The 22984-nt window shown below is 36.9% G+C and carries 21 protein-coding genes and 1 pseudogene; 7 read left to right on the forward strand and 15 right to left on the reverse strand.

What is annotated here, in order from left to right; translation table 11 throughout:
* Positions 1-64: 64 nt before the first annotated feature.
* From VIO64_RS00785 to VIO64_RS00800, 4 genes are all read right to left on the reverse strand, one after another.
* On the reverse strand, positions 65-1363 hold the full coding sequence (locus VIO64_RS00785; RefSeq protein WP_331914250.1) for a phenylacetate--CoA ligase: 1299 nt from the start codon (positions 1361-1363) through the stop codon (positions 65-67).
* 21 nt (positions 1364-1384) lie between these two features.
* Positions 1385-3010 (reverse strand): L-lactate permease, encoded by a 1626-nt coding sequence (locus VIO64_RS00790; protein ID WP_331914252.1) that lies wholly within the window; start codon positions 3008-3010, stop codon positions 1385-1387.
* Between the two features lie 169 nt (positions 3011-3179).
* Positions 3180-4295 (reverse strand): radical SAM/SPASM domain-containing protein, encoded by a 1116-nt coding sequence (locus tag VIO64_RS00795; RefSeq protein WP_331914254.1) that lies wholly within the window; start codon positions 4293-4295, stop codon positions 3180-3182.
* Positions 4296-4353: 58 nt separating this feature from the next.
* Positions 4354-5220 carry a hypothetical protein gene (locus tag VIO64_RS00800; protein WP_331914256.1) on the reverse strand — a complete coding sequence of 289 codons (867 nt, stop codon included), beginning with the start codon at positions 5218-5220 and terminating at the stop codon, positions 4354-4356.
* 217 nt (positions 5221-5437) lie between these two features.
* Between VIO64_RS00800 and VIO64_RS00805 the strand changes: the two genes are divergently transcribed.
* The 5 genes from VIO64_RS00805 to VIO64_RS00825 all read left to right on the forward strand — a co-directional run bounded on the left by VIO64_RS00805 (position 5438) and on the right by VIO64_RS00825 (position 10097).
* Positions 5438-7186, forward strand: a complete 1749-nt coding sequence (locus VIO64_RS00805; RefSeq protein ID WP_331914258.1) for a spore germination protein — start codon at positions 5438-5440, stop codon at positions 7184-7186.
* Between the two features lie 45 nt (positions 7187-7231).
* Positions 7232-8326: an endospore germination permease gene (locus tag VIO64_RS00810; RefSeq protein ID WP_331914260.1), complete on the forward strand. Its 1095-nt coding sequence runs from the start codon at positions 7232-7234 to the stop codon at positions 8324-8326.
* Positions 8319-9599 (forward strand): Ger(x)C family spore germination C-terminal domain-containing protein, encoded by a 1281-nt coding sequence (locus tag VIO64_RS00815; protein WP_331914262.1) that lies wholly within the window; start codon positions 8319-8321, stop codon positions 9597-9599. The genes VIO64_RS00810 and VIO64_RS00815 overlap by 8 nt, the downstream gene beginning before the upstream one ends.
* A 5-nt stretch (positions 9600-9604) precedes the next feature.
* Positions 9605-9763 carry a hypothetical protein gene (locus VIO64_RS00820; protein WP_331914264.1) on the forward strand — a complete coding sequence of 53 codons (159 nt, stop codon included), beginning with the start codon at positions 9605-9607 and terminating at the stop codon, positions 9761-9763.
* A 115-nt stretch (positions 9764-9878) separates the two neighbouring features.
* A complete protein-coding gene (locus tag VIO64_RS00825) occupies positions 9879-10097 on the forward strand; it encodes a hypothetical protein (RefSeq protein ID WP_331914266.1) in 219 nt (72 codons plus the stop codon).
* An 8-nt stretch (positions 10098-10105) separates the two neighbouring features.
* Here the strand turns inward: VIO64_RS00825 and VIO64_RS00830 are convergent, their stop codons facing one another.
* The 6 genes from VIO64_RS00830 to VIO64_RS00855 are packed head-to-tail and all read right to left on the reverse strand — an operon-like array spanning position 10106 to position 14938.
* Positions 10106-10789, reverse strand: a complete 684-nt coding sequence (locus tag VIO64_RS00830) for a hypothetical protein (protein WP_331914267.1) — start codon at positions 10787-10789, stop codon at positions 10106-10108.
* Between the two features lie 28 nt (positions 10790-10817).
* Positions 10818-13310, reverse strand: coding sequence for a glutathionylspermidine synthase family protein (locus tag VIO64_RS00835; protein WP_331914269.1), 2493 nt, complete (start codon positions 13308-13310; stop codon positions 10818-10820).
* Between the two features lie 27 nt (positions 13311-13337).
* The gene (locus tag VIO64_RS00840; RefSeq protein WP_331914271.1) at positions 13338-13685 is read right to left on the reverse strand and encodes a hypothetical protein; all 348 of its coding nucleotides are present in this window, start codon (positions 13683-13685) and stop codon (positions 13338-13340) included.
* Entirely contained in the window at positions 13682-14347 is a 666-nt protein-coding gene (locus VIO64_RS00845) for a hypothetical protein (protein ID WP_331914273.1), read from the reverse strand. The genes VIO64_RS00840 and VIO64_RS00845 overlap by 4 nt, the downstream gene beginning before the upstream one ends.
* A 12-nt stretch (positions 14348-14359) precedes the next feature.
* Positions 14360-14533, reverse strand: coding sequence for a hypothetical protein (locus VIO64_RS00850; protein ID WP_331914275.1), 174 nt, complete (start codon positions 14531-14533; stop codon positions 14360-14362).
* A 12-nt stretch (positions 14534-14545) separates the two neighbouring features.
* Positions 14546-14938, reverse strand: a complete 393-nt coding sequence (locus VIO64_RS00855; RefSeq protein WP_331914277.1) for a DUF350 domain-containing protein — start codon at positions 14936-14938, stop codon at positions 14546-14548.
* A 183-nt stretch (positions 14939-15121) separates the two neighbouring features.
* Here VIO64_RS00855 and VIO64_RS00860 point away from each other — a divergent pair, with 183 nt between their 5' ends.
* Entirely contained in the window at positions 15122-15799 is a 678-nt protein-coding gene (locus VIO64_RS00860) for an S-layer homology domain-containing protein (RefSeq protein WP_331914279.1), read from the forward strand.
* 78 nt (positions 15800-15877) lie between these two features.
* On the opposite strand, the gene VIO64_RS00865 is transcribed toward VIO64_RS00860, so the two are convergent.
* The 5 genes from VIO64_RS00865 to pfkA all read right to left on the reverse strand — a co-directional run bounded on the left by VIO64_RS00865 (position 15878) and on the right by pfkA (position 21511).
* The gene (locus VIO64_RS00865) at positions 15878-16264 is read right to left on the reverse strand and encodes a hypothetical protein (RefSeq protein ID WP_331914281.1); all 387 of its coding nucleotides are present in this window, start codon (positions 16262-16264) and stop codon (positions 15878-15880) included.
* Between the two features lie 72 nt (positions 16265-16336).
* Positions 16337-17566: a methyl-accepting chemotaxis protein gene (locus VIO64_RS00870; RefSeq protein ID WP_331914291.1), complete on the reverse strand. Its 1230-nt coding sequence runs from the start codon at positions 17564-17566 to the stop codon at positions 16337-16339.
* 336 nt (positions 17567-17902) lie between these two features.
* Positions 17903-19525, reverse strand: coding sequence for a thiamine pyrophosphate-binding protein (locus VIO64_RS00875; RefSeq protein WP_331914283.1), 1623 nt, complete (start codon positions 19523-19525; stop codon positions 17903-17905).
* A gap of 168 nt (positions 19526-19693) precedes the next feature.
* Positions 19694-20128 carry a GAF domain-containing protein gene (locus VIO64_RS00880; protein ID WP_331914285.1) on the reverse strand — a complete coding sequence of 145 codons (435 nt, stop codon included), beginning with the start codon at positions 20126-20128 and terminating at the stop codon, positions 19694-19696.
* Positions 20129-20539: 411 nt separating this feature from the next.
* On the reverse strand, positions 20540-21511 hold the full coding sequence (pfkA, locus tag VIO64_RS00885) for a 6-phosphofructokinase (protein ID WP_331914287.1): 972 nt from the start codon (positions 21509-21511) through the stop codon (positions 20540-20542).
* A gap of 228 nt (positions 21512-21739) precedes the next feature.
* Here pfkA and VIO64_RS00890 point away from each other — a divergent pair.
* Positions 21740-22898 (forward strand): annotated as a pseudogene (locus VIO64_RS00890) (IS3 family transposase).
* Positions 22899-22984 lie beyond the last annotated feature (86 nt).

Genomic DNA, 22984 nt, shown 5'->3' on the forward strand with positions numbered 1-22984 from the left:
TTCTTAAGAATACATTGATATTGAAAGTAATTTGTTTTACATAATCATTAATATATTTATAACATTAATTGTTCCTTAAATCAATAACCCTCTTTGCTTTGCCCATTGACCTCTCGATTGTCTTCGGTTCCACAAGTCTGATTTTGGCATCAACCTGCAGAGTTGTCTTGATCTTATGCCTTATTTGGTTTTCAAGCTTTTCAAGCTCGCTGAACTTTTCTAAGACGCTTCCGTCAATAAGTTCAACTAATACTTCTATAGCATCCATATAACCTTTTTTAGTAACAATTATCTGGTAATGGGGTCCTATATGTTCCATACCAACGAGAACGCTTTCAATCTGTGAAGGAAAAACATTAACTCCTCTAATTATAAGCATGTCGTCTGTTCTACCTAAGACTTTGTTCATCCTTACTGTTGTCCTTCCGCATTTGCAGGTTTCGGGATTTAATACGGTAATATCCTTTGTCCTGTATCGAAGCATTGGAATACCTTCTTTTGTAAGGGTTGTAAGAACTAGTTCTCCCCTTTCCCCATACGCAAGTGTTTCTCCTGTTTCAGGGTTAATTATTTCAGGATAGAAATGATCTTCATTTATATGCATGCCGCACTGGTGAATACATTCGCCGGATACTCCAGGGCCTACAATTTCACTTAAGCCGTAATTCTCAGTTGCAAGTATTCCCCAGCGTTTTTCTATTTGTGCCCTCATTTCAGGAGTGTGGCCTTCTCCGCCAAACAGACCTAGCCTTAACTTATGCTTGCCTTTTGTAACACCCATCTCCTCTGCAATTTCCGATAGATGAAGCACATATGAAGGTGTACCTACTATAATGGTGGCTCCAAAGTCCTGAAGCAGCATCAGCTGTCTTTCAGAGTTTCCGCTGGAAGCCGGCACAACGGATATTCCAACCTTTTCGAGACCGTAATGGAGTCCAAAACCGCCTGTAAAAAGACCATAGCCGAACACTACCTGGGCTATATCCTCATCGTTTCCTCCTGCAGCTACAATAAGCCTTGCCACACATTCATTCCAAGCTTCCATATCCCTTCTGGTATACCCTACAACAATAGGCTTGCCGGTAGTTCCAGAGGAGGCATGGATTCTTACTATTTCCTTCATGGGAACTGCAAACAGCTTATATGGATAATTATCCCTTAGATCAAGCTTGGTTGTAAAAGGTATCTTTTCAATATCCTTAAGGGTTACAATGTGTTCAGGCTTTAAGCCTATCTGATCAAACCTGTTTCTGTATAAAGGCACATTTTCATAAGCTCTTTTTACAACGGTTTTTAAACTTTGAAGCTGCAACTCCTCCATGTCTTTTCTGGTTGAAACCTCAGCATTTTTATTCCAAATCATATACCTATCCCCTTTAAATCTTTATATTAACGACTTCACAGTGTTTAACAAAATAACTGCAAATATAGAAGTAACTGCTGTAAGTATCAGTGAAAATACAAATGCTACTTTAATAACTTTGTTCTCTTCGCCTAATTTGTCTATTGATGCCGCAGCATTTTGCAGCTTCGCCGGCGAAATTACGCTGGCAAGACCGCCGCCAAATGCCAGTGCCGCTGTTATTATTACAAGACCTGTTATTCCATGGCCCAGATTCTGTGCAGTAGCCATTGAATATTTGGCAAACATTGCTATTGTGGAGGCTTCACTTCCGGTTATAAAACCGCCGAAGAGGCCTATAAATCCTACTACAGCTCCATATGCACCTTTAAATAAGTCGGATGAAAAGCTTGCAAGAACCTGGACCATACTGTTTACTGCCTGCTTCTGGTCTGCAATGCTAAACCCCGACATGTTCATAATTTCACCTATGGCAAAAAATATTGCCGCAGAAAACACCGGTCTGGGTGCCCTTTTTTTCCATACTGAAAGCGTTTCCTTTATCTGCTTGCCTGTCGGGCGAATAAATATCATTGAAAGTATTGTGCTTACAAGAATCCACGTATAAGCATTCCACAGCACCCTTGTCTTAATTTCTTCCTTGAAGTTTGCTGATAACCCTTTAATGGGTAAAGTCATTTCTTTGTATAAAAAGTCAAACATGCTCTTTGGCATGTTTAATGCCAGTATAACAATTATAAGTAAGAACCAGGGTGTAAGTGCTTTCCATAGAGGATATTTCTTCTCATAATCCAATTCTTCCTTGGAAAGCTTGCTTTTATCTATAACCTTTTTGCCTGTAACTATGAGATAAATTACCATTGCAGCAATTACCGCCAAACCTGACAGTACACCTGTAAGGGTAACCAAATTTTCAAATCGATTTGTAAAGAAAGATACTACACCAATGACAATCCCGGTAATTATACATGGAAGCCATCCTTGCTTAATAGCATTCCACTTTCCAACTATCCACAACATACAAAATCCTATCATGGTGGAAACCACCGGCAGGAACATGAAGAATATGCTTCCTATCTGTGCCAGTGTCAGTTCCGGCCCCAATTGATTTTGCTTTATAAATCCGTTAGCTATGTCATAGAAAACAACTACAGGGGCACCTAAAAGTGCATATGTACATAATGAATCATATCCAATAGCCGGAAGTGCGATTGCAACATAAGTGCTGTATCCCATGGCTATAAGAATGGGAGGTAGTATGGATACAGGAGTTGCTCCAACTGCAACCATAAGTGTACCAAACCCGATACTTATCATCATTATCTGTACAGCCTTGTTATCACTAGCTATGGTCTTGATAAAAATGATAACTCTTTTTAATGCACCGGTTTTTTCCATAAAAGCCATTTGAAGAAGAGAAGTTGCTACTATGAGTGATACCGGAAAGGACTTAATAATACCAGCTATAGTTGAACGACCTATGACTTCGAATGAAGTCTTAAAAAAGAGAACTGCTACTATCGAGATTACCAACCAACCTACAATACCGCTTATATCTGCTGGTTTTTTCCAGATAATAAGCATACCCAAAATTACCACAATCGGTAACAGGGTCAATAAGAGAGACCCTAATGTCCCAAGATCCATGTTCTACCATCCTCACTTTTCTAAATTTCAATACCTACCGTACTGACCATCCTTATGGATTTATACTAGGAAATTGATATGTATATTAAATGTGATTAGAATCACATTTAATATACATATTTTATAATAATCCCATAAAAAAATAAAGAAAAATATGAAAAAACGTCGATCATGTTTTATCTTCGATCAGTGATATGAGTGGGAACATATCGTTATAATGCTTTTGTATGAACATTTCGCTTCTTTTTTTATATAACCTTTCAGCCAGTCTGTCTGCAACAGGCATTACAATCCTTTCATGTGCACACAGTACAGGCGATACCATGTCAATGCTTCCTGTTGTCTGGAAGTTAAGACATCCGCAATGGTGATTGCACCGCTTTCTAACGGCACAGTCTTTGCAACCCTCCTTTTCCTCTTCGTTTCTATAAAAAAGCTCCTGCCTTTTATATTCGTCAATGCCTGTCCATACACTTCCAATGTTGTAAAATGAGTTTCCCACAAACTGAACACATGGATAAAGGCTGCCATCAGGTGCTACCGAAATCTGTTTTTTACCCAGCTCACACCTTTCAGTGCCATAACTGTCACAATTAATATGGGAGCTTATCTTGACCTCAAAGGGACTAAAATAAAATTTTTCCTCCTTAATTGTTCTATCATAATAAAACTCTGAAAGCTTCTTATACTCCTTTTTCAAAACATCCGTGTGCTCTTTGGTCCATGCCCCTGAATAGTCCAAGGAGCATATTATATACTTAAAGCCTTTTTCATAAAGAAAGACAACAGATTCATAATAATACTTCACTGTGCCGGGACTTACCACCAGCATTACCGGTGCATAAGGCCTCTCATTTATAATCATTCTAAGCTTATCTATAAGCCTCGTATATGTACCTTCCCCTGACTTGTCAACCCTCATTGCATCATGTGCTTTTTGAATCCCGTCGAAACTTAAGGCTATAAAAAGGTTTTCTTTTAATGAATATCTGATAAATTCTTCATCAAGTAAGAGTCCATTGGTTGTTATCTTGTAGTGAAACCTGTAATTTTGGTCCTTCTGTTTCCATCTGCAATAATCTATAGTCTCGTAGATCAAATCTTTTTTTAGAAGGGGCTCTCCCCCGAAAAAAATTATTCCGATGGACTCTCCTCCGATTTCAGCTGCAAGATCTACCGCCTTATGAGCTGTTTCCATTCTCATAGTACTTATTTTATTACCGTTAACATAGCAATACTTGCACGCCATGTTACAATTATTAGTGAGATGAAGTGTAATATGCATCTATGCTCCCTCCGCTAATTGCCTGGCTTATCCATGATCAAAAAACAACTTCCACTATTTATATAATCCCCTGTGCTTTAAGCCAGCTAAAAAAATCCTTAACTTGTTCCCTAAGCTTATCAGTTGCCTCTATTCTTAACTTTTCCTCAGAGAAATCATTTAAGTTTATATCCCCCTTTAACTTTTCCGAGGTAGGTTCCATGGGATCATAAAACACTCCAATTGAAACATCCGATTTCTCTTTTACCAGTCCCTCTCTCAATACCTTTGCAGCATCATATGTAAGGTATTGCTCAACAGTGCTCGCATAGCCCTGATCAGCCTTCCAAGCTGTATAATCTTCCTTGGATACAAATTCAAAGCCTATTTTTCTGTCATTGTCATATCCGTCAACAGTAAGATCTCCGCTTATTGAATTGACCTTCTTGCTATTGGCATTGTCAAAAACCGGATAAGCCTTTGTGCTTGGTATTTCCATATCCTTTATGACTAAATCATTTCTTGAAAATTTAATTCCATATTTCTCAGCCTCATCAATTACAACCTTATAAGCCTCTTCCTCCGATAAAAACACAGGCGGTGCTACAGAAACACATCCAAAGCTCCCAATGCCGTCACCATACTTGAAAATAGGTGGAGCAGCAACTTGATCATGTGCTTTGGCTTCCTTAGAAACTGTGGTCACCGGAGATGGGCTGCTGGTTGGTGACGCATATATAGTGTCAGTAACAGAACCGGCTTCTTCCGCTGCCAGCTTTCCGCAGCCTGAAAGACCGATTGCAAGAAGTGTTGAGGCTGCAATACATACATAAACATTTGTTCTCCACCTGTTGGGTATATTCTTTAAAAGATCTGGATCCTCCAATATAGCATATTTTTGAGGATATCGGGGTTGTTTGTACTTCTTTATTGGCTCAAGCTCCACAACATTCCCCTCCTTTTATAGTATGTATATGGTTATTATACTTATTATTGACGAATATCTCAATGATTTTGTTCCCCCCTATGTTTAATTTTCATATTCATTGTCAAAAATCTATAGATACCATTCCGCATATATGGATAACAAACTATAAAACTTGTTAATATACAGTTCGCTATCTATGCAATATTTGTAATATTTTCTGAAAGAGGGTGAGGCTTTGACTGGAATTTTTAATACCATGATGGGTTTTCTTACATACAAACCTAATGATAAAAGGGACTTTGAACTGCTAGAGGGCAAATATGAGGGTGTTGAACGCACCAATATACCGGAAGCTGCAGACATCAAAACAGACAGTCAGGCTTATGAGGATATAAAAACCAAGGAAGATACAAAAAAGCATCAGAAGTCTACAAAAACACCTCTAAGCATTGATGAATGGAACAAGCAGAAAAATGAAGAGAGCACTTCCTTTGTACAGACTGAGGAAGGAAAAGTTTCATTTGATTTAAACTCGAACATGGAATTTATCAAACAGGAGTTTGGTATACCTTACAATACTGATATCATGATCAGGCAGTTTAAGGCTGCCCAAAAGTTTAGTGCATTTATTGTGTATATTGACGGCATGGTGGATAAAAACTACATCAGCAATTTTTTAATTCGTCCCCTTATGGATTCACATAATTTCCATGGGTATTTAGAAAATGATACCAACTCAGATATCTTGGACTATATTGAGCAAAATGTTATATCCGCACATGAAATTGCTTCAGCCAATGACTGGAAAACCATAAACTACAATATCCTAAGCGGTAATACCGCATTATTTGTGGAAAATTCCCAAAAATGCCTTGTGATGAGCACAAGAGGTTATGAGAAACGCAGTGTCGGAAAACCCATTACTGAAAACGTGGTCATGGGTTCTCAGGAAGCATTTACTGAGAATCTCCGCACAAACCTTAGCCTTGTGAGAAAAATCATAAAGAACAAAAACCTTATCACCGAAATGATTAAGGTTGGAAATACAAACCAGGCACACGTGGGTATTATGTATTTGAACGGTATTGTAAACCAGGAGGTAGTCAAGGAGGTCAAGAGGAGAATAAACGACATAGATGCGGCCTTTGTAATGGGGGACGGCATGGTTGAGCAGTTTATTGAGGAAAATCCCTTTATGATTCTTCCTCAGGGATTAACTACTGAAAGACCTGACAGGGTAGCATCTTTTATAACTGAAGGAAAAGTTGCCATCATTTCTGAAGGTGTGCCCTTTGCCCTAGTTGTACCTATTACATTCTTCCATATGTTACAAACCTCGGAAGACTCAATGCTACGCTGGCAATACGGTACATTTTTAAGGTTTATACGTATATTCGGTTTACTAGTTGCAACCTTTTTACCGGCAATGTATGTAGCCCTTACACTTTTCCACCAGGAAATGGTACCCACTGAGCTTCTTGCATCCATAGCAAAATCAAAGGAAGAAGTGCCCTTTCCAACTGTAGCGGAGATATTGCTTCTTGAAATTTCCTTTGAGCTTATAAGAGAGGGCGGAATCCGTATTCCGGGAGTTATCGGCCAAACCCTTGGCATTATAGGTGCATTGATACTGGGACAAGCTGCTGTAGCAGCAGGGCTTGTGAGTCCTATTTTGATCATAATCGTTGCAGTAACCGGGCTTGGGAGTTTTGCAATACCAAATTATTCTTTTGGCATAGGCTTAAGAATAATTCGTTTCTTATTTATTTTTTTTGCATCAATCCTGGGCTTTTACGGCATTTCCCTAGGGTTGTTTTTATTGTCATGCATATTATGCAGTATGAAATCTTTTGGGGTACCCTACTTTTCACCTGTTGCTCCAAAGTCCAGATCAAACCCGGACCTCATAATAAGGCATCCAATCCGGAAGCAAAACGAAAGACCCGATTACTTAAATGTACCCAACAGGAAAAAGGCAAGATAATAGCTCAAGAAATTAGGAAAAAAAGAAAAAAGGAGGAAACACTTAATGAGGGAGGGTAAAATAGGGGTTCAGGAGGCTATTGCATTGATTGCAATAACAATTAGTGTAAAGGTATACTTTACAAGCCCTACCTATGTTTCTAAAATTATTGGTACAGCATCGTGGTATATGACATTGATCTCGACTGCGACAGCTATTCTGGGCTTTACTTTTATTTACAAACTGCTTAAACGCTTTCCTGGAAAGGATTTAATTGACGCTTTTGAACTGACGCTTGGACATATTGTGGGTTTTATCGCTTCAATGGTTCTTTTGTTATACTTTCTGGTAAATACATCTTTGCTTCTGCGTGAGTTTGCAGAAGTATTAAAGATCTATGCACTCCCTTTGACTCCACCAAGTTTTGTCATCGGTATGTTCCTCATGATGGTTTGTATCTCTTGTTTCCTGGGTTTGGAGAGTATTGCTAGGACTGCAAGGCTTATTGGCCTTTATGTTCTGGCCGGTTTTTTAATTGTTATTATTCTTGCCTTCAATAACTATGATTATCACAATCTCTTCCCGTTTTTGGGAAACGGGCTTGGCAAAACCTTGCTTGCGGGTGCCAGCAGAAGCTCTTTTTATGGTGAAGTTATTTCACTAGGTATAATAGCAACATCTATGCAAGGGGTATCCCATATAAAAAAGGCTGGCTATACAGCTTTAACCATTTCGGGGCTTATTGTCTCCATAGCACTTTTTGCAACTATGATGGCTTTTAATTATGCAACTTCTCAAGAAATTGTCTCAAGGATGTATGAGTTGTCCAGGGTTATTCGTATTGGGGGTTTTCTCCAAAGGCTTGATCCGATTTTTCTTTTTACATGGTGTATTGGGACACTTATAGCTATAAGCCTTCTATTTTACTGCCTAGTAAAAACTTATTGCAAAAGCTTCAAAATAAAAGACATGCGGCCCGCAATCATTCCATTAGCCGTTATCGTTTTTACTGTCTGTATGCTGCCGGAGGATATGATCACTATTAGTGAATATGTGCAATTTATTAGACAAAATGATTGGAGCATTTCCCTAGGACTGCCTACGGTTGTACTTATTATAGCAGTTATCCGCAAGAAGAAAGGAGTTTCAAAGAGTGTTTAGACGCAGCTTATTATTATTGATTTGTATACTACCGTTGGTATCGCTGACTTCCTGCTTCGATGCTAAGGAAATAACCGAGTGGACTTATGTATACAGCATCGGCATGGAAAAAGGAGTATCCGACAAACTTCGTATGACCATACAGGCACCCAGCATGAGAGGCGGAAAAGGAGTAGGCGGAGGATCAGGCGGAAGCGGAGGAGGCCAGGCAAGTGATATTGAAACTATCACAATAGACTGTCCATCCTTCTACTCAGGTGTCAACATGCTTAACTCATTCATGTCAAGGCAGATAAATTATATGCATACCAAATACCTGGTTTTTTCCGAAAGCCTTGCAAGAGAAGGAATTGACTCTTATATCACGGGCTTTATAAGGGGACGCCAGGTAAGAAGACAAATAAATGTAATTGTGACAAAGGGTTCTGCAAGTGAATTCCTTAGTGAGCATACAACAACAATAAGTTCATCACTGTCAAAAAAACAGCAAAACATGATAGACCAGGCAGATATCACAGGATTTTTCAGTACTGCTACATACGGTGAAATGCTCAATGCCGCTAAATCTCCCTACAGCCAGCCAATCGCAATACTTGCAGCGTTAAATAACGAGAGTAAGTTTAAAGAGGGTGAAGGAACAGGCAAGACCCCCTTTAAGACCAGCGGAGATTATTACGCAGGTGAACTTGTGAGAAAAGGAGGCAGCAGGGCAGAATTCCTCGGCACTGCTGTATTTGACGGAGGTAAAATGGTGGGTGAATTAAACGGTGATGAAACCCGGACACTTTTAATGGTGAGGGATGAATTTAAACGGGGTTTTTATGTAGAAAAAGACCCAAAAGAGGAAGGTAAATTTGTAATGGTGGATGTCCGACGTGAAAAAAGTCCTGACATAAAAGTTCGTTTTGAGAAAGGCAATCCAACTATAGATGTAAAAATATTTTTGGAGGGCGACATATTGGCAATTCAAAGCACTATAGATTACGAAAGCATGGAACTGAAACCGGTGCTTGAGGATGCAGTAAAAAGACAAATAAAAAAACACCTTGACAGGACAATCAAAAAATGCCAGGATGTAAATTCCGATGTATTTAAATTTGGCTCAATTGCTGCAATGCACTTTCTTACAATTCCCGAATGGGAGGACTACAACTGGCTAAAAAGGTTTAAAGATGCGAAGGTAAATACTCAGATAGATTTTATAATAAGGCGTGCGGGAACAGTGCTCAAAAGCTCCGAAATGTGGCCGGCGGAAGGGAAAAAAGGAGGTTAACGGATATGAAATATATTTTAATAGCTTTATTGTTATTACCTTTATTCTACTTATTGAGCTTTGCAAGATATGAATGGAAAAAAAATAAGCTTTCGAGTATAGGTTCAATTATCCTGGCAATCATATCAATAACCTTTCCAACAGTATTTATGTTTTTCAGGTGACGGAGAGTATTCCGTATAAAATTGCACCTTTTAAACCAATATATATAAATATCGGACTGTAAAGTTATATCAGTTCTGCATCCATATATAAAGCGTTTTTAAAAGGAGATTTTTTATGAGCAAATTTAGCGATGCTGAAAAGATCGGCCTCAGAGATAAGGAAACCAACAAGGTGGTAGCTGTTTACCCTCATAAGGCAGAAGGCTCTGACAGGGAAATTGAAGAAAAGGTAAAGTTTTGGTTCTACCAGCAAAGCTGTTCTGCTGAGGACCAATTAAAAGATCTTTTTGTTGACGTTATAAAAAACGAAGAGAACAATAATATAGGGCTATAAGCCCTATATTATTGTTCTGCCAAAGATAGGAGCTTTACAAAATCCCCGTATTTTTCAAACTGGCAATATATTTTTTGCTTTTCTTTATATTTATCATAATCTTCTTTATTGACCTTTAACGTAAATGTCCTGTCTTCGTTCCTTATTTTAAAATAACAATTTCCGCTTTCAAAGGATTTCTTTTTCTCAATAGATGAAAGGGAGGTATATTTATGGTATTCGTTCTTGCCTTTTGCCTCTTCCAAAGAATCGTATATCTCATCTAAGGTCCAAAGACTTCTCTCTAAAACCATTTCACTTCCAATAAGCTTTTCTTTAAAAACATCATAGTGTCCCATCAACACACCCACAGCATCATTTCTTTTATGTCTGGTATAAAAGGAATAAGTTACCTCAATCCATCTATCATCACTTGATAGACTTATATTATTTGCATGCATATCGGCTCCTGGCGAAATCTGCACATAGTACTTGCTGTCTTCTGCAACAATTGACCCGATAGCAGCACTACATACCTTGACATCTTTCATAAATGATTTCCTTGTTGCAAGTGCATTATCTACAACCTTTGTCAATCCCGCAATTACAAGGACTAGTATAAGCACCAGCATTAGCCTTCCAAGGATGCTCTTCTTCTTTTTTTGCCTGGTATCATATAAAGGTCTTGTTCTTCTATTCTCCATGTTACTCAAAACCAACCACCCCGTTTTTAATATTTCTTCAATATTTTCCTTCATCTATAAAAGTAGATATATATACCGCATTATGATCAGTTACACGGCTCCCGCCCCTGGTATAAATTCCTCCAAATTTTCTATTTACTATATAAGTCCCAAAGATAGGACATACAGAGTTCTGCACTGAGTAAACAGTTGTATGAAGCTGCAGCGGCACAGTTTGCAAGTCGATCCATTCTTGATAAATGCAGTTATTTGCTTTTTTTTCTTTCTTTGAAAAGCTGAATGTAATTTCCTGGCCCTCTCTTCCAAAAAAGGGCTTAATGCAGTAATTTTCCGTACCCCTCATTTTCTTTGCCGTAAGTGAAGTCTTAGGTATATATTTATCAATAAGCTTCCTGTCATCATCTTCATAAAATCCCTGCTCAGCCAATTCCCAAATCAGTGCTAAAAAAGCCTTGCTTTGAGAAATAAAAGATACAGGGGGATTAATGCTTGGCGAATTTTCCTTTAAGGCCTCTATGACACCCTCAAAATATGGGTCGTTAGCCAGCCAATCGAGAGGATAATACCTATAAACTGCATCTAGCGGCTCCCCATAAAGATACAGCTTTTTTTCTTTAGCTTCCAAACCGGAAATCTCCCCTAAAGAAACATTATATGGCATATCCTTAAGAAACTCACTTAATAGCTTTGTGTTGTACCAATCTTCACTGAAGGAAGGTGTTACAAAACCAATGTTTCTTATTGCTCTATATTGATTATAATCATTTACAATACCCGAGAATGCTTCACGTATTAGCTTTACAAGGTGTTTGTTGGGATCACTCAGTTTTATTCCTGTTTCACTTTTTATTATGTCATTTAAAACTATGCTCTCCATAATACCCGCAGGTGTTTCTGAGTTAATTTCAAGCATACGCCAATTCCCTTTGGGGTCTACACCCCAATCAAGACGGGCTATAAATGCCGTATGGCCTGTAATGCTTTGAGTTACCAGATCCTGCAAGCTGTCTTCAATACCTAAAACAGGACAGAATATATTGCAATTCTCCCTGACCAATTCAACCGTTTTTTCAATAACAGACCATATCTTCTCCGATGCCTCTTCCAATTCTTTGTAATGCTGCTTATTGATAACCAATGAATCCATCGTAAAGGACTCGCAAGGACCTGTATATCCTCCTGTATAACCATGGATGAAGGCTGCTTTTTCATTAATACTGTTCCACTTTTCTTTTCTTCCTTCACTTGAAGTCTTGATTAAATAAAAAGGAGACTTACGAATTCTTATGGGACTGCTCCAAACAGTTTCATCAAGTGATAGATAATCACTGCTCCACCTTACACAAACACCGGAAAAATTGCCATTGGCAAGATATATGCCGTAATTTCCCATAGCCTGGGTTTCATCATAATATTGCCCGTTAAAGCACATCACATTTTGCTTTTGAATGGGGCAAAACTCCTGTATTATATGAAGTTTGGGTGAATTATTGATGGCTTTTACAGTCTCTGCCCACTCAATCTCACTGTGCATCAAGCCAATATAGACCTCCTGGCTGTACCGCCCGTAAGCTGCCTTTATCACATAGGCATCCTTGTTCTTAATAACCTCTTCCATACAGGAAGGGTTATACAAGCAGGTTTTGGGTATTGTTCTTCTGATAACCGATATTTCCTCATGGCTCAGAAAGGGATCATTACCTTCAACCATTTCCCACAGGTATGCAAAAAGGCTCTTTGTCTGACCGAATACTGCTCTAGGATCATTTAGTATAAGGACTTTCCTTTTATCATATAGCTCTAGAACCTTCTCAATGTCATCACACTCATAAAGATGCTCTACAGGAAACTGTCTTAAAATTATATCAATCTTCTTATCGAATATGTAAAGACAATCCCCTCTTACCTCAAGATTTTTTCCTCCTGCAATTATAGTTTCAAATCCTAAAGGTTTCAGCAAATCTCCATAGAGAAACCCGAGATGTACCTCTTCGTAGTGGCCTGGATCGACAAGCACCGCAACAGTAGGGTTTTTAACATGGTTTCCGTAGTCATCCCACAAATTTTTAAAGGCCTTCTGAAATTCTTTTGAAAAATTCAAATTGGGATTTTGTTCAGGTCCCGAATTTCCTGCTATTATGATTTCCCTTTGTGCACATGGCTTATCATAGTTGAATTCACTAAAGAATATTCCCCCGTCTTCCCTCAAAAAAGCATCGTACCTCACCCAGAAAAAAGGCGGTATTTGCCGGCCAAGGCTTTTAACAGATTGATGCAGAGGAAATTCGCCGTATTGAAAAATCATTTTCTCACAATTTACTGCAGTTTTTTCAATAATCCTCAGCACAAGCTTATCTAAAACCTGTGTACAGTAAACCATATCCTCGTAGACACTTTTTTCAAGGTATGATGGAAATTGTGAGTGAATAAGGTTTTCTCTGCTGGAACTGACCATATAATAATTAAACAATATGTTTTCTGTATGTATTCTTTGATTACAGGCTGTTTGCTTGCTCATTTTTTCAATCATTCCTTAGCTCATTCCTTAGCTCATTCCTTAGCTGCCGATGCTGCCTCCTCTTTTTGAAGAATATCCTGATTTGGATGTAATGCTTTTTTTGCTCCAGGTACCATCACTGTAGGTACCTCCTGATGAAAAATAATATCCCCCGGAATGGTAAATGCCACCTCCGGAGTAATAAAATTCATCCTCTTCATCCTCTTCTTCAATATTTTGACACCCACAACCTGTAAGTGATGTGCTGACAGTTAAAAAAACTGCAAGAGTGAGTGCTGCAGCTTTGTTCCTTTTAGAAAGAAATTTTACTTTTTCTATATTATTTTTATCGTTGTCTTTTTTATATATAGAATCTTTTTTTTTGCAATCTTTATCTTCCTCTTTCATACTTCCCCCTGTAACTTGTATTTAATTACTTCCAATCCATTTTCATTAATATATTTGAGGTAATAATCCAAGTCTTCCTTTATATCCCCCGCATAAATATAAATAATGCGTTTGTATTTAAGGTCTTTCAGCATCTCTACGGGCGGCAGGTCATCATAAGTAAGCTCATACTGATTGTTAAATAGCTTTCTTAATACCTCCGGCCTTTCTTCCCCATACCTATGGCTGTCAATAAAAAATGCCCATCCTGATATTTTCTTTTCTTCAAGCTGCTGCCCTAAATGCACCAAAAGACTAATCTCTCTTAAGGTACCAATTATACCATGGGAATGATAGATATGATTAAAGGTAAATACAGGCTTTACAGCTTTCTCATTATAAAGATAAAAAGCTGTCTCTATAGCCTTATCCAGTGAAACTTCAACAAATACAAGCGAACTGTTAAGATCATAGTTTTCGATAGTCTGTATTATTTGTTTTTTTAATAAAATGACATCTTCCCTTGATTTATCTATAACAAAATCCGGGTAATGCTTTAGCGATACAAATGGTGTAGATCTGAAAAAACAGCTGAAGTACCCCTCTGATCCATACCATTTTTTATAAATATCAGATGGGTTATAGTCCTTAAGTCTTTTTTCCATATTTACAGTGTTCATCATATTTTACCCATCTCAATAAACTATCGCAAATATCTTATCGAGATTTATTATTTGAGTGTAGCCGTTTTCATCCTGAATCTCAACATGACTGTCACCCTTGAATTTAACAATCCCCCGGATTATAGCATCAGGCCTTTCATCCATCCACGAATTGAATGTTAAATAAATATTTATTTCTTTAGACATAACTTATCCCCTTTAAGAAATACTTGCACCTATTATAAAACTAAAGGAAATGGAAAAAATCATTGAAATAAACCCTACTGCACGGTTTCCCTTCCCTATTTCCTCACTAACGTTAAGTTTTGGCGTCAATAGCTCAAATGCAAAATACACAACAAGAAGTAAAAGAGTCCCAATTCCTCCCCATATAGCCGTATTATAAATAGAATCATTTGACATTATTGCAAAGTGCATTATGTTGGCAACACCCGCAACAATACCTCCTGTTGACATTGCTACAGCCATATTTCCTTTTTGAATTTCTTCCCAGACTTTGTACCTTACTATGAGGTCAAAAATCAGAATTGCAATTAGAACAACTACCGATGTTGCAAGGAAAAAAGTTCCTGCATTGATGTAAGCGTTCATATGGAATCTCCCTTTTCCAAATTTTTTACTCTATATCATATGTATTATAAATCCAACAGAATATAATGTCAAACTGCACAAATTTATAATAAAACTCCATGGAACTTTTATTTTTTATACCCGTCTAAAATTATAGAAATGAAAATTATTAACACTTTTAATCTATTTAAATACCTGATTATAATGAATATTAAATCAAAAATAGTTTGCATCTCTACAACTGCCATACTTACACTAACGTTGACAGGATACAGCTTCGCTGCAGGTACTTTCACAGATCTTTCAAATGTAGTTGAAAAGGAGAAAATTATAGTACTACAGGAAAAGGGCTACATTAATGGGATCGGTAAAGGGCTGTTTTCACCAAAAAGCATTCTTACAGCAGCAGAAGGCATACAGCTTATCGTTAATGTGCTTGACCTTAATATTGATAATGTACGATTTATTAAGGCACCAAAAGCAACAGATTATTTTCCAAAAGCCAATAATGAGGCCTGGTATTCCAATGCACTTATCATAGCTTCCGTCAAAGGGCTGAATATCCCTCCCGATACCGACCCTAAAAAGGCTTGGACACGGGAAGAATTTACATACTATCTTGTTACAGCTATGGAAACTCACAGAAATATGCCAATGATAAAAATTAGTCCTGCAAATATTTCTGATGGGGATAAAATTACATCAAGCTTTGAAGGAGTAATTCAAAGAGCACTGGTATACGGCATCGCAAAGCTTGACGACAAGGGAAGATTTAATCCTAAAGCTAAAATGACTCGTGCAGAAGCTGCAGAACAAATCTATAATGTGCTTGAGTATTTTAAGGCACATCCTGTGCAGGTTGAAGATAAAGTTATAGAATAATGGATTTTACTTAATAAAAATAACCGGCCTTTTGTCGATGATTTCAACAAAAGGCCGGTTATTTTTATTATATTTTTATCAAAATCCTTTGGATCTTAACCATTCAATTGCTTCAGCCTGAGTAGAAAAGGCCTTCTGTTCAAATTTACCGCTTACAACCATATTAACTTGCATTTTAGCGATTGCACTGCTTACTATTATTGCTGCATACCTCGCATTATTTTGAAGCATCCATTCTGCATGCTTTGCCATAACATCCGCGATATCGGAAGTTTTATACTCAGTAATATCAACAAGCTTAGCCCAAGGCTTACCTCCCAATAACGGTCCGATTTTGTTAACATAGTCATTATGATACCTTAAGTAATCCTCCTTAGACCATAACCCCATATTTTTTTCAACCGAAATCCTTTTGTTCACATCAAAATCAATTACATAAAGACCACTACTATCCTTAATTTGCATAAACATCCTCCTTTTTTGTGGTGTTCCTGCTTCTGGCTATATTATAATCAATTTAGTGAAGCCTATTTTCATTTAAGTCTTTATAGCTTTAAAGCTATCTACAATACTGAATAGTTCTTTTGTACATTCTGAAATCATTTGACTTGTAGATACCTGCTCTTCGGTAGACGCCGATACCTCCTCCATGCTAGCTGCCGATTCCTCTGAAAAAGCAGCTAACTCACTAAACTGCTCTCCTACGACGATTGCACTTTTACTAAGAACATTTGCTGCCTCAGTTACAAGTGTAACATTGTTAGAGGACTGTTCAACAATGTTGCGAACTTCATTGAACATACAAATTGTCTCGTTAAGTGATTCTTCTTGCTCCTTAATTGCAATTTCTGACTTGTTTATCTCTTTTACCGATATTTCAATACCGGACTTAACCTCTTTAATTATATCGTTTATTTCTTTTACGGATTTACTGGACTCTTCAGCCAGTTTTCTAATCTCATCCGCTACTACGGCAAATCCCCTTCCATGATCACCAGCCCTAGCAGCTTCAATTGCTGCATTCAAGGACAATAGGTTGGTTTGTTCGGATATTTGACTAATCACTTCAAGTATCATACCTATCTCTTGTGAATTGTTTGACATATTTGATATTGCACCGCTCACGTTAGAAAATGTTTGTTTGTATTCTTCCATTTTTACTTGATTAAATTTGATGGCTTCATAAACAACATTTATTGTGTTTTTGGCTTCGTTTGTGTGTTTTTCCGACTCGTTCATTTCTACTGACAGCTCATTAAGTCCTTTAATTATACCTTTCACCGAATCAGTTCCTTTTTCAATTGCAATGACCTGATCTGTCACTCCTTTTGTAATTTCCGTAATAGCATAAGAAATTTGTTGAGTTGTGTTATTTAATACTTGAAAAGACTTAAATATTTCTTCGTATGAACTTGTAAAAACGAAACTGTTTTCATCAATCTCTTTCAAAATTCTATTAAACTTCGCCATAACATCATTTAAATTCCGTGCAATTTCAGCAAATTGATTTTTTCCAATACCATCAATATTAACATCATCGCTACCGCTTGATAAATGGTCAAGTACCAAAACGAACTTGGCCATAGGACTTAAAAGTTTAAAATAGTAGAAAGACATAGCCAACAATAAAAAAATCATAGAAATGCTGGTTATAAATGATATTTTCTGAGAGAAAGAAAGTAAAGAAAGGGACATAAGTGATATTCCTAAAATAGAAACAATAAAAACAGGCAATAGAAACAAAAGCTTAAGCTTTCTCATATTCATAGATCTCAATTCCATATTCTCCTTTCATTACAGCAGAAGTATAAAAATCATGAAATGATTTTGTCAAGATTGTTTTATTATACTAAAAGAACATGTTAAAGCAATTTTATTAAATTATTTTTATCAAATTATGCTTGAAAACAAAAGAACTAAAGATTTGAAATAATATAAAGGCAGTATTATGTAATAACACCACCTATATATTATCATGCATATGATGTTTTGTCTATTCCTTAAATGCTAAAAAAAGACTGAAATTATGAAAATGAAACAGTATATCTTTAAATATCTTCTATATTCTTATTGTTTTAACAGGTTTTTAATGGTAACATAACCTTATTTTTTTAGTGCTCTTAATCTTCCCATTATAGGAGGTGCCTCAGAACCATCGGTTATTATTTCAATAACCACTGGTCCATCCATATTTGAAATGCATTCTTGAATTTTCTCCATATCCTCAATATCCCTTATCTCAATACTCTTTATTCCTGCAGCTTTCATCATTTCACATATGGATATTCTCTTTTGAATAAATCCATCTAAGCTTCTTCCAAATAAATATCTATGTCCATGTTCCACAAAACCAAGCATACTGTTATTGATTATTATATATATAATTGGCAACCTATACTCTTTAGCAGCTAAAATTTCCATACCATTCATAAAAAAGCAACCATCTCCTGCAAACACAACCACTGGCTTTTCAGGCTCAGCAAAGTATGCACCTAACGATCCGCCTATTGAAGAGCCCATTGCAGCATAACCGATATTCATTTCAAAATCTCCACCTTGGGGTATGGGCAAATACTTTATAACAAAATTCATAAACTCTCCAAGATCACATAAATATCTTGTTTCGGAGGGCAATAATTTGGGGAGTTTTTCCAAAAATACTCTTAGCGAAATGCCAGTATGGTTATTTTCATAGGGTTTATTTATTTCCTGTGGAGTAAAGACTATATTTTTCTTTCTAGTCCTTTCAAGCAGGATTGGTATAATATCCTTTAAGTCTGCATTAATACCAACATCTGTTTCAAAAACTTTTCCAAGTTCTTTTATATCCCAATCCACATGGATTATTTTTTTATTGGTAAAAAAACAAGGATCAAAGTTTTCTGTTGATGATTCACCTAAGCTTGAGCCAAGTACAATAATACAACTTACGCTGCTTTGGCTGATATATTCAAATGCGGCATCAGAACTTGAAAATCCATATACCCCCAAGTTCAGCTTGAATTCCGACGGTATTACACCTTTTCCCGACGGTGTAGTTATGACAGGCCATTGAAGATGTTCGCTCAATTCCATAATACTGCTAGAAAGCCCCCTGCTTCCTTTTCCAACGAGAATCACCCCAAATGTTTCACTGTTAATTATTTTAACAGCCCTCTCAATAGAATCAGGATATGGCTTAATAGGTTTTATATGAGAATCTTTAAGTAAATCATCCAAATTCCCATCAAATTTTGTACTTTGAATATCTACTGATACAGATAAGTGCACAGGACCCATAGGAGGTGTAAGTGCAATCTCTATCGCCTTCTTAAGTTCATGCATTACCTGCGATTCCTCTAATATTGTTTTACTATACTTTGTTATAGGTTTGAATATCTGTTCTGTATCCAGTTCCTGTAGAGCACCTCTCCCGATGTTCTTTCTGTTCACATGCCCGGTAAGCATTAACACCGGCAGCTTGGCTCTCATAGCATCAGCTATTCCGTTAGTCATATTATTTGCCCCCACGGCTCCAGCACCAAAGCAGACACCCAGCTTTCCTAGAATACTTGCGTTCCTTGCTGCACAGTAGGCTGCACCTGCTTCATTTTTTGTTATTATCGGTTTTATATCCACTTCATTCATTGCATCAAAAATAGGGCTGATTGTTCCGGCAGGAATACCGAACACATAATCAACACCTTTCAACTTAAGGTATTCCAAAATAGCCTTGGATATGTTCATTAGTTGCACTCCTTTATTGTTATTGTTGATTCTTAACTATTTAGCAACACAATTGAATATACCCCTATGTAATCATAAAGTATTATAGTATATCTCTTTATATATTTTTTATTATGCGATAAATATTAGATTAAAAGTGATACATGTAAGATTATTAACACTTTTAATTTAGATACTAAGCAGATGCCCTAGATGTTCATTTACAAGACTTTCACATATTGAAACTTCTTTAAGACTAAATTCACGAACTTTACCGATTGATACTATACATATGATACCTTCAACTTTATCTTCATTGATAATTGGAACAACAATAATACTGTCAACCCCAAAAAGAAAAAATGCATTGGCTGAAAGCGGATCATTATTAGTATCATTTATAAATACAGGCTTCTTTGTATTTATAACCTGCAATAACATTTCAGTTTCACTGATATAAACAGGGTTTTCAGCATGGACTTTCTTCCATTTTTCAATTCCAAGGATGTCAGTATTAGTTTTGTAAATAGGCTTTAATCTACCATCTTCAATTTTATGATAACCTATATCTTTAATACCTGTTGCCTCTGTTATCCTCTCAAATAACAGATCTAAATATTTCATTTGTTTCTCACCCCTTCCATTGTTATTTAAATATTATGTTTCAAGGTTTTACTATCAATTACTACTAATAAATGAAAATAAAGTATTTACATAATACTATCATACTAGTAGAAAATTGTAAATATTATGTCATATTTTAAAGAAATACATACAAATTACAAATTCAGGACAGAGCAAAATTACCAAGTGCTTTTGCAACATAGATGGTTGTCATTGAAAATTGTTATGTAGCATAAAACCATATTTTTCTAGACGGTACAAAAAAACCAGGAATATTAGAGTAACATTCCTGGCTACATTATTGAATAAAAATATTAATTTGTAAATTATAGTAAATTTCGGTATATTCCCACAACTCATGTCGATTTATATCAGAGTTTTATGTTCACTAATTTTGGTAACATAAAAATATTACAGAGACAAAATCCTGCTGAGCTTGATGAGATCATCTTCAATTTCTTTCTTCATATCCAATGCCTCATTGATTTCGATATCCACAACTCTGTTATCCCTTAATGTAATTACGCGATTGCCGATACCATCCTTTAGAAGCTCCACAGCCTTAGCTCCCATCTTCCCTGCCATTACTCTGTCATACACGGTAGGACTTCCACCTCTTTGAATATGTCCGAGTATAGTTGCCCTTGATTCAATTCCTGTTATTTTTTCTATCTCTTTTGCAACATCCAATGCACCACCGACACCCTCGGCAACTATGACTATGTAGTGCTTCTTACCACGGTTACGGCCTTCGATGATAGGTTTTATTATATCTTTGTCAAATTCAAACTTCTTTTCGGGCAACAGTACTACTTCTGCACCGCATGCAATACCCACGTTTAATGCTATATAGCCTGCCTTACGACCCATAACTTCCAGGACACTGCAGCGTTCATGAGAATATGCAGTATCACGTATTTTGTCCAGTGCATCCTGAACCGTATTTAAAGCCGTATCATAACCGATTGTGTATTCGGAACAGCCAATATCGTTATCTATTGTTCCGGGAATACCTATAACCTTCAAACCATGAGCACTTAGATCCTTTGCTCCACGAAATGATCCGTCTCCGCCAATTACTACAATAGAATCAAGCCCAAATACTCTGGCCATGGCAGCAGCTTGCTGAATTCCTTCTTCTGTCTTAAACTGTAAGCAGCGGGCTGTCTGCAGCACTGTACCTCCACGGTGAACTATATCCGATACACTTCTTAGTGACATTTCAAATATATCCCCATTGATAAGACCATTATAACCCTTGCGAATTCCCATTACCTTAAAACCATAATGAATACCTGATCTTACTACTGCTCTAATGGCAGCATTCATCCCAGGTGCATCTCCACCACTTGTAAGCACTCCGATACTTCTTATATTTTCCATTCTAGTTACCTCCCGCCCTAATGCTCATAATACTGATACTTTCAGCATCAAACATCTTTAGTTTTTTCTTTTTTTGATATAATAACACATTATTCTGCTTAAAACTATATGTTTTGAAATATTCGCTCTACATTTTATTGGAATACAAATAGGAGGATATATTTACCTGACCCATACCCCATTTTGTAGACACATGGAACATAGGGTATAATAAAACAAAAGGAAGGTGTGTCGGAGATGGGAAAAGTTTATGACCAGGCGTATAAGACTGAGATATGTAAAAGGATAGTTGAAGGTGGTGAAACAGTATCGTTTGTTTCCAAAGAAATAGGTATAAGAGATACAACAATATATGGATGGGTATCAAGATACAGTAAAAACAGTGAGAAGCCATTTGTTGGTAGTGGTCATATAAAACCAGAAGATGAAGTATTTAAAAAGCTACAAAGGGAAATTAAAGAGCTTAAGGAAGAAAATGAGATATTAAAAAAGGCGGCAGCTTACTTCGCAAAAAATCAAAAGTAGAAATATACAAGTTTATTAAAGCTGAATCGTCAAATTACAGGATAGCGAAGCTATGCAAAGTGCTTGAAGTTAAAAGAAGCGGTTATTATGCATGGGATAAACGTCCAGAGAGTAAAAGAAGTATTAGGGAAAGAAATCTCACAGAACTTGTAAAGAAGAGTTTTATGAAAATAAGCAGATTCCGGGGTCTGCAAAAATAGCAGAAAGGCTTAGCAAACCAGAATCACCAGTAAATCGAAAAACAGTTGCAAAGATAATGAGGAATAATGGCTTGAAGTCTAAAGTAGTGAAGAAGTACAAAGCTACAACAAACTCTAACCACAATTTACCTGTGGCTGAAAACATACTAAACAGAGATTTTTATGCTAAAAATCCTAATGAGAAATGGGTAAGTGATATAACATATATACCAACTGATGAAGGATGGCTTTATTTAGCTGGCATAGTTGATTTGTGTGGGCATGAGGTAGTTGGATGGGCAATGGGTGAACGTATGACAAAGGATCTTGTTATAAGGTGCCTAAACCAAGCAAGAGGCAGACGGGCCAACCCGAAGGGAGTATTAATACACTCGGATTTGGGAAGCCAGTATTGTAGTAATGAATACCAGCAACTTTTAAAGAAGCATGATTTTATTTGTTCTATGAGCAGGAAAGGTAACTGCTGGGACAATGCACCAATGGAAAGTTTCTGGGGAAAATTGAAGCAGGAATGACTAAATGAACAGCATTTTAAGACACGCGGTGAAGCCCGGGCTGCGATATTTTGGTACATAGAGATTTATTACCGCAGGAAAAGGTTACATGCAAGCAATGGATACAAGACTCCTGAGATGTTTACAGCAGCGGCCGCAAATTTTTGAATCTCCATTACGCTACGCTCCATTCCAATTCAAAAATTTGCGTAACACAGAAAATTCAAGCATTTGTACAAAAATAGAAGGTTTCT

The sequence above is a fragment of the Pseudobacteroides sp. genome (assembly GCF_036567765.1).
In the GTDB taxonomy this organism is placed as follows: domain Bacteria; phylum Bacillota; class Clostridia; order Acetivibrionales; family DSM-2933; genus Pseudobacteroides.

Coding starts and splice junctions, on each gene's coding strand:
- VIO64_RS00875 (WP_331914283.1), bottom strand. CDS start 19,525: ATGAACATATCCAAGGCTATTTTGGAATACCTTAAGTTGAAAGGTGTT.
- VIO64_RS00790 (WP_331914252.1), bottom strand. CDS start 3,010: ATGGATCTTGGGACATTAGGGTCTCTCTTATTGACCCTGTTACCGATT.
- VIO64_RS00855 (WP_331914277.1), bottom strand. CDS start 14,938: ATGAACGCTTACATCAATGCAGGAACTTTTTTCCTTGCAACATCGGTA.
- VIO64_RS00845 (WP_331914273.1), bottom strand. CDS start 14,347: ATGATGAACACTGTAAATATGGAAAAAAGACTTAAGGACTATAACCCA.
- VIO64_RS00785 (WP_331914250.1), bottom strand. CDS start 1,363: ATGATTTGGAATAAAAATGCTGAGGTTTCAACCAGAAAAGACATGGAG.
- VIO64_RS00810 (WP_331914260.1), top strand. CDS start 7,232: ATGAGGGAGGGTAAAATAGGGGTTCAGGAGGCTATTGCATTGATTGCA.
- VIO64_RS00820 (WP_331914264.1), top strand. CDS start 9,605: ATGAAATATATTTTAATAGCTTTATTGTTATTACCTTTATTCTACTTA.
- VIO64_RS00825 (WP_331914266.1), top strand. CDS start 9,879: ATGAGCAAATTTAGCGATGCTGAAAAGATCGGCCTCAGAGATAAGGAA.
- VIO64_RS00795 (WP_331914254.1), bottom strand. CDS start 4,295: ATGCATATTACACTTCATCTCACTAATAATTGTAACATGGCGTGCAAG.
- VIO64_RS00860 (WP_331914279.1), top strand. CDS start 15,122: ATGAATATTAAATCAAAAATAGTTTGCATCTCTACAACTGCCATACTT.
- VIO64_RS00870 (WP_331914291.1), bottom strand. CDS start 17,566: ATGAATATGAGAAAGCTTAAGCTTTTGTTTCTATTGCCTGTTTTTATT.
- VIO64_RS00880 (WP_331914285.1), bottom strand. CDS start 20,128: ATGAAATATTTAGATCTGTTATTTGAGAGGATAACAGAGGCAACAGGT.
- VIO64_RS00865 (WP_331914281.1), bottom strand. CDS start 16,264: ATGCAAATTAAGGATAGTAGTGGTCTTTATGTAATTGATTTTGATGTG.
- pfkA (WP_331914287.1), bottom strand. CDS start 21,511: ATGGAAAATATAAGAAGTATCGGAGTGCTTACAAGTGGTGGAGATGCA.
- VIO64_RS00850 (WP_331914275.1), bottom strand. CDS start 14,533: ATGTCTAAAGAAATAAATATTTATTTAACATTCAATTCGTGGATGGAT.
- VIO64_RS00840 (WP_331914271.1), bottom strand. CDS start 13,685: ATGAAAGAGGAAGATAAAGATTGCAAAAAAAAAGATTCTATATATAAA.
- VIO64_RS00835 (WP_331914269.1), bottom strand. CDS start 13,310: ATGATTGAAAAAATGAGCAAGCAAACAGCCTGTAATCAAAGAATACAT.